Origin of the sequence: Streptomyces sp. BBFR51 (genome assembly GCF_044591655.1) — a bacterium.
Taxonomy (GTDB): Bacteria; Actinomycetota; Actinomycetes; order Streptomycetales; family Streptomycetaceae; genus Streptomyces.
Genome location: NZ_CP172448.1, coordinates 6,808,342 through 6,821,432, shown reverse-complemented (window position 1 = coordinate 6,821,432; position 13,091 = coordinate 6,808,342). Strand labels below are relative to the sequence as shown.

Genomic DNA, 13,091 nt, shown 5'->3' with positions numbered 1-13,091 from the left:
CCGAGGCCCGGCAGGGTCAGGAGGCTCCGTGACGGCGGGCGGCCCCGCAGGGGCAAGAAGCCCCGTGACGGCAGGCGGCCCCGTAGGGCCGCTGTCGCTCAGGGGGTGCCGGTGAAGTGCTGGCCCACCAGGGCCCGTACCGCGTCGGGGTCGGCGGCGATCAGGGCGTCCAGCAGGGCCGTGTGCTCGTGGGCGTCGGCGATCAGGTCGGCCCGCCCCCGCGCGGCGGGTGCGCCGGCCGGCGGCCACTGGGCGCGGCGGTGCACGTCACCGGCGATCTTGACGAGCTGTTCGTTGCCGGCCAGCGCGAGCACCGCGCGGTGGAAGGCGCGGTCGGCCTCGGCGTACGTGGCCGGGCAGCCGGCGGACGCGGCCCGGACGGTGCCCTCGGCGAGGGGGCGCAGCCGCGCCCAGCGCTCGGCGGGCACCGTGCGGGCCAGGCGGAGCCAGACCGGGACCTCGATCAGGGCCCGGACCTCGGCCAGCTCGGCGAGTTCGCGGTCGCCCCGCTCGACGACGCGGAAGCCGCGGTTGGGGACGACCTCGACGGCGCCCTCCAGGGCGAGCTGCTGCATGGCCTCCCGTACGGGGGTGGCCGAGACGCCGAACCGGTCGCCGAGCGCGGGCGCCGAGTAGACCTCGCCGGGCCGCAGCTCACCGGTGACCAGCGCGGTGCGCAGGGCGTCGAGGATCTGCCCGCGCACGGAGGAGCGCTGGACGAGGGTGCGCGGGCGGGGCACCGGCGGTTCGCCGTGGGTGTGCTCGCCGCGCGCGGCGCCGTCCGGTTCCCCCGTGCCGCCCGCCCGGTCGCGGGCCGCGTCGGCCGCTCCGGGCTGCGCCGGGATCCGGACCGACGCGTCCGCGGCGGCCGCCCGGACCCGCCCGGTTCCCGTTCCTGCGGCGCGCTGCGCGCTGGGGTTCACGGGTCCTCCTGCGGGACGTGTCGGTACTTGGGGTCATTACGGCGGGTTGTCACCTGTCCGTCAAGCACCATAAGGGCACGGGCCGCCAGTTCAAATCCCAGGGATCTTGGGTAAGGTAAGGCTTACCTTTAAGCAGCCAGTCGCCCTGACGTGGATCGGTGGTCCCGCATGCCTGTCACCCGCTCGGCCCTCACGGACGCCTACGCGCGCCTGTCCGAGGTCCTCCCGGGGCTGGGCGTCACCGAGCAGACCGCGGCCGACGCACTGCCGCCCGGCGACGGCTGGGTCACGGCCGCCTCGCTCGCCGCGGGCGGGGCGGAGCTGGCGGCGTTCCTGGACTGGGACGATGCCCAGGTGCTGCGGGACTACGGTCAGCGGGCCCGGCCGGACGTGATCGCGAGCTTCGGACTGCACCGGTACGCGTGGCCCGCCTGTCTGCTGATCACGGTGCCCTGGTTCCTGCACCGCCGGGTGCCGCGCTGTCCCGCGACGCACGTCGCCTACGACCGCACCGCCGCCGGGCTCCCCCTCGGCCGGATGGCCGTGCGCCCGGCCGGTTTCGCCTGCCTGCCCGGCGATCCGGCCGCCGCCCTGCCCGGCGCCCGGGTGGTCGCCGACGAGGAGGAGCTGCGCGCCGAGGTGCGGGCCTCGGTCGCCGAGCACCTGGAGCCGGTCCTGGCCGGATTCGGCCCCCGGATGCGGCGGCGCGGACGCGCCCTGTGGGGCATGGCGACCGACGAGATCGTCGAGGGCCTGTGGTACGTCGCCCATCTGCTCGGCGAGCAGGAGCGGGCCCGGCACGAGCTGGAGCTGCTGCTGCCGGGCGCGACCAAGCCGTACGTCGGCGACGCCGCGTTCCGCGAGCTGAAGGGGCCGGACGGGCAGCCGCTGCACACCCGGGACCGGGCGAGCTGCTGCATGTTCTACACCCTGCGCCCCGAGGACACCTGCGCCACCTGTCCGCGGACCTGCGACGCGGACCGGGTCGACAAGCTGCTCGCCACGGCGGGTTGAGCCGCCACGCAAGATCGTCGACTAAGATCATCGGCGTTGTTTCACAACTTCCCCACGCGTCGCGGTAACTTTCCGTGGAACCACTCGTACGGGTAGTCTTATTCGAACTCAACTCCCGCCCCTCACGCGGCTGTTCGAGCAGAACGCCGTCCTGGGCATCCCCTCTGCACTCCCTTGGCGGCCTCTTGCCCCGAAACCCCCTGAGGGCCGCTGGGTTTGGGCCACCATGGCGGGCGTTACGCCCTATCCCACTGCAAGGGACCCCAGATGAGATTGACCGACATATCGCTGAACTGGCTGCTTCCGGGCGCCGTGCTGCTCCTGGGCATGCTGGCGGCGGTGGCGGTGCTCGCGCGCGGCAAGCGTTCCTCGGGGAAGGACGCGGGCGCGGACGACTCGTGGGAGCGCATGGAGGAGCGCCGCCGGCGCAAGGAGGCGCTCTACGGCACCTTCTCCTACGTGCTGCTCTTCTGCTGTGCCGCGGTCGCCGCGGCGCTCTCCTTCCACGGTCTGGTCGGCTTCGGCGAGCAGAACCTCGGCCTGAGCGACGGCTGGCAGTACCTGGTCCCGTTCGGCCTCGACGGGGCGGCGATGTTCTGCTCCGTCCTCGCGGTGCGCGAGGCCAGCCACGGCGACGCGGCCCTCGGCTCGCGCATACTCGTGTGGGCCTTCGCGTTCGCCGCGGCCTGGTTCAACTGGGTGCACGCGCCGCGCGGTCTGGGTCACGCGGGCGCCCCGCACTTCTTCGCGGGCATGTCGCTGTCGGCGGCCGTGCTGTTCGACCGGGCCCTGAAGCAGACCCGCCGGGCCGCCCTGCGCGAGCAGGGTCTGGTGCCGCGGCCGCTGCCGCAGATCCGCATGGTCCGCTGGCTGCGCGCTCCCCGGGAGACGTACCGCGCCTGGTCGCTGATGCTCCTGGAGGGCGTGCGCAGCCTGGACGAGGCGGTCGAGGAGGTCCGGGACGACCGGCGCCTCAAGGAGGAGAAGAAGCTGCGGCGGCGCGAGCAGGAGCGGCTGGAGCGGGCGCAGCTCAAGGCGATCAGCCGGGGCCACGGCCACCGCGGTTTCCCCGGCCGCGGCGGCCGTCAGGTCGAGGTCGAGGTGCAGCAGGTGGAGCGGGGCTCGGACCGCGCCACCGCGGAGCCTGCCATATCCACCCCGGAGCAACTGCCTTCGGCCCGGCGGCCCTCCCTTCAGCCCGTGCGGAGCGGCGCTGACCAGGTGACCGTCGACCTCACCGCGGAGGACGACACCCAGGCCCTGCCCCGCCTGGACTCCCTGGAGCGCAAGCTCAAGGACCTGGAGCAGCAGTTCGGCTAGAACACGCCGGACCAAGGGCCTGAGGCGCCGGGTTTCCGGCGCCTCAGGCCGCTTCCGCGCCCAGTTCGAACCAGACCGACTTGCCCACCTCGCAGGGCCGTACCCCCCAGTCGTCGGCGAGGGACTCCACCAGGACCAGCCCCCTGCCGTTGGTTCTCTCCTCCGCCGGAGCGCGCGGTGTGGGCCGCCGGCCCACGTAGTCCCGTACCTCGACCCGCAGCGCGCTCGGGCCGACCGTCGCGGTCAGGACGGCGCCGTCGTCGGTGTGGACGAGCGCGTTGGTGACCAGCTCGCTGGTGAGCAGCTCCGCGACCTCCGACTGTCCGGGCTCGCCCCAGTGCCGCAGCAGCTCGCGCAGGGCCCGCCGGGCCTCGGGCACCGCCCGCAGGTCCGCCCGGCCGAGTCGCCGTCTGAGCTGTGGCACCGCCTGTTCCTTCATGTCCCCCGTCGGCGTGCTGATGTCGTTCCCCCTCCGCTCGAACACCTTCACGGAGGAAGCCTTGCCCGTTCGGGCACCGGCCACTCATCACGATTGACGAGGGCCGCTCTTTCGGTCACGGCCGCGGCACGTGGCGCAGGTTCGAGCGGGCCATCTGGAGCATGCGTCCGACGCCGCCGTCCAGGACGATCTTCGAGGCGGACAGGGCGAAGCCGGTGACCATGTCGGCGCTGATCTTCGGCGGGATGGACAGGGCGTTGGGGTCGGTGACGACGTCGACGAGGGCGGGTCCCTTGTGCTTGAAGGCGGCCTTCAGCGCGCCCGCCAGGTCCTTGGGCTTTTCCACCCGCACGCCGAAGGCGCCGCAGGCCTCGGCGACGGCGGCGAAGTCGGGGTTCTTGTTGGCCACGCCGTGCGAGGGCAGGCCCGCGACCAGCATCTCCAACTCGACCATGCCGAGGGAGGAGTTGTTGAACAGCACGACCTTCACCGGCAGGTCGTGCTGGACCAGGGTGAGGAAGTCGCCCATCAGCATGGTGAATCCGCCGTCCCCGGACATCGAGACGACCTGCCGGCGCCGGTCGGTGAACTGGGCTCCGATCGCCATGGGCAGCGCGTTCGCCATCGAGCCGTGGGAGAAGGAACCGATGATGCGGCGGCGGCCGTTGGGCGAGATGTAGCGGGCGGCCCAGACGTTGCACATGCCGGTGTCGACGGTGAACACGGCGTCGTCGTCGGCCATGTCGTCGAGCACGGCGGCCACGTACTCGGGGTGGATCGGGACGTGCTTGTCGACCTTGCGGGTGTAGGCCTTGACGACGCCCTCCAGCGCGTCCGCGTGCTTCTTCAGCATCCGGTCGAGGAAGCGGCGGTTCTTCTTCTCCTTCACCCGCGGGATCAGGCAGCGCAGCGTCTCGCGCGCGTCGCCCCACACCGCGAGGTCGAGCTTGGAACGCCGGCCCAGGTGCTCGGGCCGGACGTCGATCTGGGCGATCTTCACGTCGTCGGGCAGGAAGGCGTTGTACGGGAAGTCCGTGCCGATCAGGATCAGCAGGTCGCACTCGTGGGTGGCCTCGTAGGCGGCGCCGTAGCCGAGCAGTCCGCTCATCCCGACGTCGAACGGGTTGTCGTACTGGATCCATTCCTTGCCGCGCAGGGCGTGCCCCACCGGGGACTTGATCTTCCCGGCGAACTCCATGACCTCGGCGTGCGCGCCCGCCGTGCCGCTGCCGCAGAAGAGGGTGACCCGGTCGGCGTCGTCGATCAGCCGCACCAGCCGGTCGAGGTCCTCGTCGCCGGGGCGGACCGTCGGCCGGGAGGTGACCAGGGCGGTCTCGGCGGCCTTCTCCGGGGCGGGCTCGTCCGCGATGTCGCCGGGCAGCGAGACGACACTGACGCCGCCCTGGCCCACGGCGTGCTGGATGGCGCTCTGGAGCAGCCTGGGCATCTGCTTCGGGCTGGAGATCAGCTCGCTGTAGTGACTGCACTCGCGGAACAGCTGATCGGGGTGGGTCTCCTGGAAGAAGCCCAGGCCGATCTCGCTGGACGGGATCTGCGAGGCGAGCGCGAGAACGGGGGCCATGGAGCGGTGGGCGTCGTAGAGCCCGTTGATGAGGTGGAGGTTGCCGGGGCCGCAGGAGCCGGCGCACGCGGCGAGCTTCCCGGTGATCTGGGCCTCCGCGCCGGCGGCGAAGGCGGCGGTCTCCTCGTGCCGCACGTGCACCCATTCGATGCCGGAGTGGCGGCGTACGGCGTCCACGACCGGGTTGAGGCTGTCGCCGACGACTCCGTAGAGGCGCTCGACCCCGGCGCGGGTGAGGATGTCGACGAACTGTTCCGCGACGTTCTGTTTGGCCATGGCTCCAGCTATGCCACAGCGAGCGGCCTCACGCCTCCCAAACGGCGGCGGCCGTACGGTCGTCCGCGTATCCCTTGACCCGGACGCGGCTGTCGGTGAGGAACTCGGCGAGTCCGGGCGGGGTGCGGCCCGCCCATCGCCGGGCGAGGACTTCGCCCAGCTCGGGCTCGTTCAGCAGTGGCTCGGCGAGGCCCGCGGTGCACATCAGGAGCACATCACCCGGGCGGGCTACCGAGGCCCGGAAGCGGAAGGGTTCGCGGGGGCGCCCGGCGGGCGGTCCGTCGTAGGGGCCGGGCGCGGTGGTGATGCCGAGGTCCATGGTGAGCCGGTCGCCCTCGGGCGTCTCGCCCGGCGCGTCGTTCCGCGCGTCGTTGGGCAGGCCCCTGGGCGCCGAGCCGAAGCCGAGCACGGGCTCACCGGTGCTGTCGCCGGCGTCCGGCTCCATGTCCTGCCAGGCACCGTCCCGCAGCCGGAGCAGTCCGCCGGCGCCGACGCCGAAGAACACCCGCGTGCGACACTCGGGGTCTGCGGGCAGCAGGAGACAGCGCAGGGTGGCCGCGTACTCGTCCGGGGCGAGGCCCTGTGCGGCGGCGCCGGCGCGGAGCCGGCCGAGGCTGCGGTCGGTGAGGCGGTGCAGGCCGGACTTCAGCTCGCCGCGCCGGGCGGCCCGCAGGTCCTCGGCGAGCCGGGCGTGGCTGCGGCCCACGGCCCGGCCTATCCACCGGCACACCTCGGCCGCCGCCCGGTGCGCCCCGGGGGTCGCGCGGGCACCGGTCGCCATCGCCACCAGGACCAGCGCCTGCTCGCCCGCGCCGAACCGGGCGACGAGCAGCGCGTCGCGCCGCGGCTCGCCCCGGTAGCGCGCGGAGTCCCCGCGCACGGAGACGGCCCGCAGCGTGCAGGTCCCGTACCGGGCGCCGTCCAGCACGGTGTCCGGGACCAGCTCGTCCAGCGCGTCGGGGTCGGCGGGCGGCAACGCGGTGGGCTCGGCGTCGTAGGTGGGCGGCCCGGTGCCGACGTAGTCCCGGTCGCCGCCGTCCCGCTCCGCGGGCGACGACGGGAGGAACGAGGACGGGGGCGGCGGCAGGTCGGCCACGCTCCGGGGCGGGACCGGCCGCTGGGACAACGGGACGACTGCGGGCGGCTCGCTGAGATCGGCGTCCCCGGTCCCCGAGGTCGTACGCCCACGCAGCCCGCCGTCCCTGGGCCCGCCGAGCCGCGCGGCCTCCCCGGCACCGGCCCGCTGCGCACCCGCCGACGGCACGGGACCGGGCGACACCGACGGCCCCGAGCCGGGCTGCCCACCAGCCGGCGAACCCAGGCCTGGCCCTCCGCCCCCCGGCCGCACGGGACCGGCCCGCTCACCCCGCGGTGGCACAACGGCCCCCTCACCCACCGACGGCCCCGGACCGGGCCGCGCGTCTTCCGGCGGGCCAGGGGGCTGCGCGGGCGCGGGGTGCTGTACGCCGGGAGGCTCCGTGCCGGATCGGTTGCCAGCCGACGGGAAGCTCACCGGCCCTGTGGGGCTCGTGGGCGGGGGTTCCCAGGGGGCCCGGGGCAGGGGCGGGCCGGGAGGGTGCGGGGGGTTGCCGCCGGGCGAGAGGCTGCCGCCGGACGAGAGGCTGCCGCCAGCCGAGAGGTTGCCCTCGGGCAAGGGGTCGCTGCCGGGCGGCAGGCCGCCCTCGGACAAGGCGCTGCCACCGGACGAAGGGTTACCGCCGGGCAAGGGGCTACCGCCAGGCCACGGGTTGCCGCCGGGCGAGAGGCTGCCGCCGGACAGGGAGTCGCTGCCGGACGAGAGGCTGCCGCCAGCCGAGAGGTTGCCCTCGGGCAAGGGGTCGCTGCCGGGCGGCAGGCCGCCCTCGGACAAGGTGCTGCCGCCGGGCGAGGGGCTGCCGCCAGGCAAGGGGCTGCCGCCAGGCAAGGGGCTGCCGCCAGGCAAGGGGCTGCCGCCAGGCGAGAGGCTGCCGCCCGGCGAAAGGCTGCCGTCGGATGATGCCTCGTCGGGGTGGGGTGGGCCCGGGGTGCGAGGGTCGGGGACGCCGGGGGGTGCTGACTGGGCCCACCAGGGGTGGGGCTCGGCCGCAGGGGGTTTTCGGCCGGCGGAGGGGTTCTGCGGCGGCCGGCTCGTGGCGTCCCCGGTGCCGGGGTCCGGGCGGCGGCCCACCGTGCCGGACGCCGAGGCGAAGCGGTCGTCCAGGGAATCGGGTGCGGCCGTCGGGCCGGTGTCGTCGGTGGAGTCGTCGTACAGCTGCCCCCACCAGTCGTCCTCAGGACCGGTGGGCCTTCCCCCCTGCTGACTCATGCTCCTGATTGTCCACCGACGGAGCCCGATGGAAACGGGGCATCGGGAAATTCCGGCGCACCGGCGTGCGCCGGACGGCGTGTCGGGGGACGCGTCGAACAGTATTGCGAGGTGGGGTGGCCGAGCGGTCCCACCCCCCACGGGAGAACCGCTCGGCGACGCCACCTTGGCAGAGTGACCGGCGGTACGGCGATGATGTCCGCAGGCGGGTTTGCGCCGTGGCTGTTTTCCGCCACGGCCGTTCGCGCAGGTGGTGACGAGCATGGTTCTTGGGGAGGGGCGACGCCTGATGCTGGGAGTGCTGGGTCTTGGGGACACGCACGAGGCGGCGTACCGGGCGCTGGTGTCGGTGGGCGCGGCCGACGTGCCCGATCTGGCGCGGCGGCTGGCGCTCGGCGAGCGGGACACCGAGCGGGCGCTGCGCGGGCTGGAGCAGAACGGGCTCGCCGCCCAGTCCTCGGCCCGCCCTGGACGCTGGGTCGCCGCCCCGCCGGGCGTCGCGCTGGGCGCGCTGCTGACCCAGCAGCGGCACGAGCTGGAGAAGGCGGAGCTGGCGGCCGCTCTGCTGGCGGAGGAGTACCGCGCGGCGGCGGCCGAGCCCGCGGTGCACGACCTGGTGGAGGTGGTGACCGGCGCCGCGGCGGTCGCCCAGCGCTTCCTCCAGCTCCAGCTGGGGGCGAGCGAGGAGGTCTGCGCGCTGGTCACCGACAATCCGGTCGCCGTCACCGGCATGGAGAACGACGCGGAGGAGCAGGCCACCGGGCGCGGCGTCCGCTACCGCGTGGTGGTCGAGCGCTCGGTCCTCGACCAGCCGACCGGCATCACCGAGCTGACCGCCGCGCTGGGCCGCGACGAGCAGGTACGGGTGGTGGACCGGGTGCCGACCAAGCTGGTCGTCGCCGACCGTTCCCTCGCCCTGGTGCCGCTCACCGCGCGCTCCTCGGAGCCGGCCGCGCTGGTCGTGCACTCCAGTGGGCTCCTCGAGCTGCTGTCGGGCCTGTTCGAGGCGGTGTGGCGGCAGGCGCTGCCGCTGCGGCTCGGCGCGTCCGGCGTGCGCGAGCACGGCCCGGAGGGACCGGACGGCACCGACCTGGAGATCCTCTCCCTGCTGCTGGCCGGGCTGACCGACGCGAGCGTCGCCAAACAGCTCGACCTGGGCCTGCGGACCGTACAGCGGCGGGTAAAGCGCCTGATGGAGCTGACCGGCGTGACCACCCGGCTCCAGCTGGGCTGGCACGCCTACGAACGGGACTGGGTGGCCAGGAACCGCTGACCGGGCCGCGGGACGCCGAGCCGGCCCGGTCCGCCGCCCCGCACTTCTGCGGACCGCGCCCGGCTCCTGCACCCTGGACAGATGGGAGCGTGGGACCTCCTGCTGACCGGCCTGGTCATTCTGCTCGGGCTGTGCGGCATCCTGCTCCCCGGCGTGCCCGGGTCGTGGCTGGTGTGGGCCGGGGTCCTGTGGTGGGCGCTGAAGGATCCGCAGCCGGTCGCGTGGGCCGTCCTGGTCGGCGCCACCGTCGTACTGCTCCTGTCCCGGGCGGTGCGCTGGGCGCTGCCGACGCGGAGGCGACGCCGGGACGAGGCCATGCGCCGGCTCACGGCGTACGGGGGCGCGGGCGCCGTCGTCGGCTTCGTCCTGATCCCCGTGCTGGGCGCCGTTCCGGGCTTCATGGGCGGCATCTACCTCGCCGAGCGGCTGCGGCTCGGGCGGCACGGCGAGGCGATGGCGTCGCTGCGGACGGCGATGCGCACGGGCGGCGCCGACCTGCTGACGGAACTCTTCGCCTGCCTGCTGATCACCGGGGCGTGGCTGGGAGCGGTACTGGCCGGCTGAGCGGGGCGCCCTCCAGCGACAGCAGCCGCGTCTTGCGCTCCAGACCGCCCGCGTAGCCGGTCAGGGAGCCGTCGGCGCCGATCACCCGGTGGCAGGGCCGCAGGATCAGCAGCGGGTTGGCGCCGATCGCGCCGCCGACGGCGCGTACCGCGGGCCGCGAGGCGCCGATGCGCGCGGCGATCTCGCCGTACGTCGTCGTCGCCCCGTAGGGCACGTCGTCCAGGGCGGCCCACACGCGCTCGCGGAAGGCGGTGCCCTCGGCGCGCAGCGGCAGCCGGAACTCCGTCAGCTCCCCGGCGAAGTAGGCGCCGAGCTGCTCCTCGGCCGCCCGGAAGGGCCCGGCGTCGTGCCGCCAGCCGTCCTGGACGCTCCGGCCGCCCTTCTGCCCGGGCACGGACAGGGAGGTGAGCGCTCCGTCCGGGCCCGCGGTCAGGAGCAGCGGTCCGACGGGGCTGTCGATCTCGTACCAGTACGTGTCGGTGGTGGTGGTCGTGGTGGTCATCGGTCCTGCTCCCACTCTCCTGCTGCGCGCAGGTGGTTCAGTGCGTACGAGCGCCAGGGGCGCCAGGTGTCGGGCACGGCGGGGCCGGGCGGGGCGACGTCGGGGTCTCCGAGGGCACGGGTGCGGAGGACAGCGGCCGTACGGGCGTCCAGGCCGGGTACGGCGAGCAGGGCGCGCTCGGCGTCGTCCCGGTCGGCGCCCGGGTCCAGCCGTACGGCGCCGTCGGCGAGGGCGGCGGCGAGGGCGCCCGCGGTGCCGCCCGGTTCAGCCTCCGCAAGAACGGCCGGTTCGGGGAAGAGGTGGGTGAGGGTGCCGCAGGGCGCGTCGAGCGCCTTGCCGTACCGCTGGACGAGCCGCTCGGCCTCACCGGGCCCCACCAGGGCCCGGACCGCGAGTTCGGCGGGGTCGGCGGTGCCCGGTGAGCGCAGCCCGGGGCGGGCGGCGACCAGCGGGGCGAGCCGGGGGTCGGCGCCGAGCCGCTCGTCCACGGCGTACGGGTCGGCGTCCAGGTCGAACAGCCGCCGCAGCCGCTGTACGGAGGTGGTCAGGTCGCGCAGGTCGGTGAGGTGGAGGCGGGCCTCGAGCCAGCCGCCGCTGCCCGTGCCCGGCCGGCCCGGCCGTTCCTGGACGGCGACGATCCCGGTGCCGTACGGCAGGCGCAGGGTGCGCCGGTACACGCGCCGGCCGGGTGCGCCGCTCACCTCCTCGATCCCGGCGACCGCCTCCCGCTGGAGCAGGTCGAAGACGGGGCCCGGCTGGTAGGGGCCCCGGTGGGCGAGCCGCAGCGGGACGCCGGCCGACGGGGTGGCCGCGCGCCGGGAGGCCCGGTCGTGGGCCGGGGCCGTGGCGCGCAGTTCGCTGGGGGTGGCCGCGTACACGGCCCGGATGGTGTCGTTGAACTGCCGCACGCTGGCGAACCCGGAGGCAAAAGCGATCTCGGTGACCGGCAGTCCTGTGGTCTGCAGCAGGACGCGGGCGGTGTGCGCGCGCTGGGCGCGGGCGAGGGCCACGGGTCCGGCGCCCAGTTCGGCGGTGAGCTGCCGCTGCACCTGGCGGGCGCTGTAGCCGAGCCGGCCGGCGAGTCCGGCGACGCCCTCGCGGTCGACGACGCCGTCGCCGATCAGCCGCATGGCCCGGCCGACGACGTCGGCGCGCACGTTCCAGTCCGCGGAGCCCGGCACGGCGTCCGGACGGCACCGCCGGCAGGCCCGGAAACCCGAGCCCTGCGCGGCGGCGGCCGTCGCGAAGAACCGCACGTTGTGCCGCTTCGGCGTGACCGCGGGGCAGCTGGGCCGGCAGTAGATGCCGGTCGTCTCGACGGCGAAGAAGAACGCGCCGTCGAACCGGGCGTCCCGGCTCCGTACGGCCTCGTACCTGCCGTCGTCGTGCCTGCTCTCACGCTTGCTCTCGTGCTCCGCGGTCTGCATGACGTCCTCCTTCACGCTGTCCAGTCTCCGCCAGGCCGGAGGACCGGGCTGGCGGAAATCGGACATCGCGTTGGGTGACGGTTACCGCATTCCGCCCCGCTTGGCCTCCATCGCCGCCTTGCCGATGGCGCCCCGGCGCTTCCACTCCTTGCGGATCTCGGCCCGCAGCCGGGCGTCGGTCTTGGCGACGATGCGCTGGTTCTCCCGCATGAGCTTGCGGTAGCTCTCCAGCCGCCGCTCGGGCAGTTCACCGCTGTCGATGGCGGCGAGCACGGCGCAGCCCGGCTCGCTCTCGTGGGCGCAGTCGTGGAACCGGCACCCCTCGGCCAGCTCCGCGATCTCGGCGAACACCTGGTCCACCCCGCTGCCCGCGTCCCAGAGCCCGACGCCCCGCAGCCCCGGGGTGTCGATCAGCACTCCCCCGCCGGGCATGGCGAGGAGGTTGCGGGTGGTGGTGGTGTGCCGGCCCTTGCCGTCGACGTCGCGGGCCGCCCGCACGTCCATGACGTCCTCGCCGAGCAGTGCGTTGGCGAGGGTGGACTTGCCGGCGCCGGACTGTCCCAGCAGCACGGCCGTACCGCCGCCGACGACGGCGGCCAGCACGTCGAGCCCTTCCCCGTGCGCGGCGCTGACGGACAGCACCGGCACGCCGGGAGCGGCGGTCTCCACGTCCTGGACGAGGTACGACAGGGTCACCGGGTCGGGGACGAGGTCGGCCTTGGTGAGGACGACCAGGGGCTGTGCCCCCGATTCCCAGGCGAGGGCGAGGAACCTTTCGATCCGGGCGAGGTCCAGTTCGACAGCGAGCGACACGGCGACGATCGCGTGGTCGACGTTGGCCGCGAGGATCTGCCCCTCGGACCGCTTGGAGGAGGTGGAGCGCACGAAGGCGGTACGGCGCGGCAGACACGTCCGTACGTAGCGCGGGTTGCCGCCCGGTTCGACGGCGACCCAGTCGCCGGTGCAGACGACACGCAGGGGGTCGTTGGGGGTGACGAACGCGGTGTCGGCCCGCAACACGCCGTCCGCGGTGACGACGTCGCACTGCCCGCGGTCGACGCGGACGACCCGGCCGGGCAGGCAGCCCTGCTCGGCATACGGGGCGAACTCCGACTCCCACTCCGCGTCCCAGCCGTACAGGGCGAGCGGGTGCGCGGAAGAAGAGGAGGAAGAGGAGGAAGAGAACGGAGACGACGAAGGAGAGGAGAGATTCAAGGGAAACCCTTCACAGGGCGGCCCCGGCGCCGCGTGTCGTACGCGGAGGGAAGAGGTGGGTCAGCCGGTGGCCACAGAGGTGGACTTGACGAACTTCCGGATGCGGGCAGCGCCCATCTCAACGACAGCCATCGGTCAACACCTCCCAGATCTCTTACGGCGAGCGGCGGTGGCAGAGCGGCCACCGCGACGCGGCCAACCCTAGCCGCCCCCTTCGGGGATGCACCAGCGATTTGGAGCGGCCGAGAAAT

The 13,091-nt window shown here is 74.3% G+C and carries 11 protein-coding genes; 4 read left to right on the top strand and 7 right to left on the bottom strand.

Features of this window, described 5'->3' with window-relative positions; genetic code table 11:
- Nucleotides 1–98: 98 nt before the first annotated feature.
- Nucleotides 99–923 (bottom strand): GntR family transcriptional regulator, encoded by an 825-nt coding sequence (locus tag ACGH7X_RS31160; RefSeq protein WP_399891301.1) that lies wholly within the window; start codon nucleotides 921–923, stop codon nucleotides 99–101.
- Nucleotides 924–1,091: 168 nt separating this feature from the next.
- Here ACGH7X_RS31160 and ACGH7X_RS31155 point away from each other — a divergent pair, with 168 nt between their 5' ends.
- Both ACGH7X_RS31155 and ACGH7X_RS31150 read left to right on the top strand, forming a co-directional pair.
- Nucleotides 1,092–1,937 carry a (2Fe-2S)-binding protein gene (locus ACGH7X_RS31155; RefSeq protein ID WP_399891298.1) on the top strand — a complete coding sequence of 282 codons (846 nt, stop codon included), beginning with the start codon at nucleotides 1,092–1,094 and terminating at the stop codon, nucleotides 1,935–1,937.
- Nucleotides 1,938–2,204: 267 nt separating this feature from the next.
- The gene (locus tag ACGH7X_RS31150) at nucleotides 2,205–3,257 is read left to right on the top strand and encodes a DUF2637 domain-containing protein (RefSeq protein ID WP_399891295.1); all 1,053 of its coding nucleotides are present in this window, start codon (nucleotides 2,205–2,207) and stop codon (nucleotides 3,255–3,257) included.
- Between the two features lie 43 nt (nucleotides 3,258–3,300).
- On the opposite strand, the gene ACGH7X_RS31145 is transcribed toward ACGH7X_RS31150, so the two are convergent.
- From ACGH7X_RS31145 to ACGH7X_RS31135, 3 genes are all read right to left on the bottom strand, one after another.
- Nucleotides 3,301–3,696, bottom strand: a complete 396-nt coding sequence (locus ACGH7X_RS31145) for an ATP-binding protein (RefSeq protein ID WP_399897449.1) — start codon at nucleotides 3,694–3,696, stop codon at nucleotides 3,301–3,303.
- A gap of 115 nt (nucleotides 3,697–3,811) precedes the next feature.
- Nucleotides 3,812–5,554 (bottom strand): pyruvate dehydrogenase, encoded by a 1,743-nt coding sequence (locus ACGH7X_RS31140; protein WP_399891292.1) that lies wholly within the window; start codon nucleotides 5,552–5,554, stop codon nucleotides 3,812–3,814.
- Nucleotides 5,555–5,582: 28 nt separating this feature from the next.
- Entirely contained in the window at nucleotides 5,583–6,833 is a 1,251-nt protein-coding gene (locus tag ACGH7X_RS31135; RefSeq protein ID WP_399891289.1) for a protein phosphatase 2C domain-containing protein, read from the bottom strand.
- A gap of 1,315 nt (nucleotides 6,834–8,148) precedes the next feature.
- Between ACGH7X_RS31135 and ACGH7X_RS31130 the strand changes: the two genes are divergently transcribed.
- Together ACGH7X_RS31130 and ACGH7X_RS31125 are read left to right on the top strand one after the other, a co-directional pair.
- On the top strand, nucleotides 8,149–9,132 hold the full coding sequence (locus ACGH7X_RS31130; protein WP_399897447.1) for a winged helix-turn-helix transcriptional regulator: 984 nt from the start codon (nucleotides 8,149–8,151) through the stop codon (nucleotides 9,130–9,132).
- A gap of 81 nt (nucleotides 9,133–9,213) precedes the next feature.
- Nucleotides 9,214–9,696: a DUF456 domain-containing protein gene (locus ACGH7X_RS31125; protein WP_399891286.1), complete on the top strand. Its 483-nt coding sequence runs from the start codon at nucleotides 9,214–9,216 to the stop codon at nucleotides 9,694–9,696.
- On the opposite strand, the gene ACGH7X_RS31120 is transcribed toward ACGH7X_RS31125, so the two are convergent.
- The 3 genes from ACGH7X_RS31120 to rsgA all read right to left on the bottom strand — a co-directional run bounded on the left by ACGH7X_RS31120 (nucleotide 9,659) and on the right by rsgA (nucleotide 12,840).
- Complete coding sequence (locus ACGH7X_RS31120; protein WP_399891283.1) at nucleotides 9,659–10,198, bottom strand: methylated-DNA--[protein]-cysteine S-methyltransferase; 540 nt, start codon at nucleotides 10,196–10,198, stop codon at nucleotides 9,659–9,661. The genes ACGH7X_RS31125 and ACGH7X_RS31120 overlap by 38 nt on opposite strands.
- Entirely contained in the window at nucleotides 10,195–11,625 is a 1,431-nt protein-coding gene (locus tag ACGH7X_RS31115) for a DNA-3-methyladenine glycosylase 2 family protein (RefSeq protein ID WP_399891280.1), read from the bottom strand. Before ACGH7X_RS31115 ends, ACGH7X_RS31120 begins: the two co-directional genes overlap by 4 nt.
- Before the next feature lie 81 nt (nucleotides 11,626–11,706).
- The gene (gene rsgA / locus ACGH7X_RS31110; RefSeq protein ID WP_399891276.1) at nucleotides 11,707–12,840 is read right to left on the bottom strand and encodes a ribosome small subunit-dependent GTPase A; all 1,134 of its coding nucleotides are present in this window, start codon (nucleotides 12,838–12,840) and stop codon (nucleotides 11,707–11,709) included.
- Nucleotides 12,841–13,091 lie beyond the last annotated feature (251 nt).

Bases quoted from the DNA above. Each gene is read 5' to 3' on its own strand.
- ACGH7X_RS31155 (WP_399891298.1), top strand. From the start codon at position 1,092: ATGCCTGTCACCCGCTCGGCCCTCACGGACGCCTACGCGCGCCTGTCC.
- ACGH7X_RS31150 (WP_399891295.1), top strand. From the start codon at position 2,205: ATGAGATTGACCGACATATCGCTGAACTGGCTGCTTCCGGGCGCCGTG.
- ACGH7X_RS31145 (WP_399897449.1), bottom strand. From the start codon at position 3,696: ATGAAGGAACAGGCGGTGCCACAGCTCAGACGGCGACTCGGCCGGGCG.
- ACGH7X_RS31140 (WP_399891292.1), bottom strand. From the start codon at position 5,554: ATGGCCAAACAGAACGTCGCGGAACAGTTCGTCGACATCCTCACCCGC.
- ACGH7X_RS31130 (WP_399897447.1), top strand. From the start codon at position 8,149: ATGCTGGGAGTGCTGGGTCTTGGGGACACGCACGAGGCGGCGTACCGG.
- ACGH7X_RS31125 (WP_399891286.1), top strand. From the start codon at position 9,214: ATGGGAGCGTGGGACCTCCTGCTGACCGGCCTGGTCATTCTGCTCGGG.
- ACGH7X_RS31120 (WP_399891283.1), bottom strand. From the start codon at position 10,198: ATGACCACCACGACCACCACCACCGACACGTACTGGTACGAGATCGAC.
- ACGH7X_RS31115 (WP_399891280.1), bottom strand. From the start codon at position 11,625: ATGCAGACCGCGGAGCACGAGAGCAAGCGTGAGAGCAGGCACGACGAC.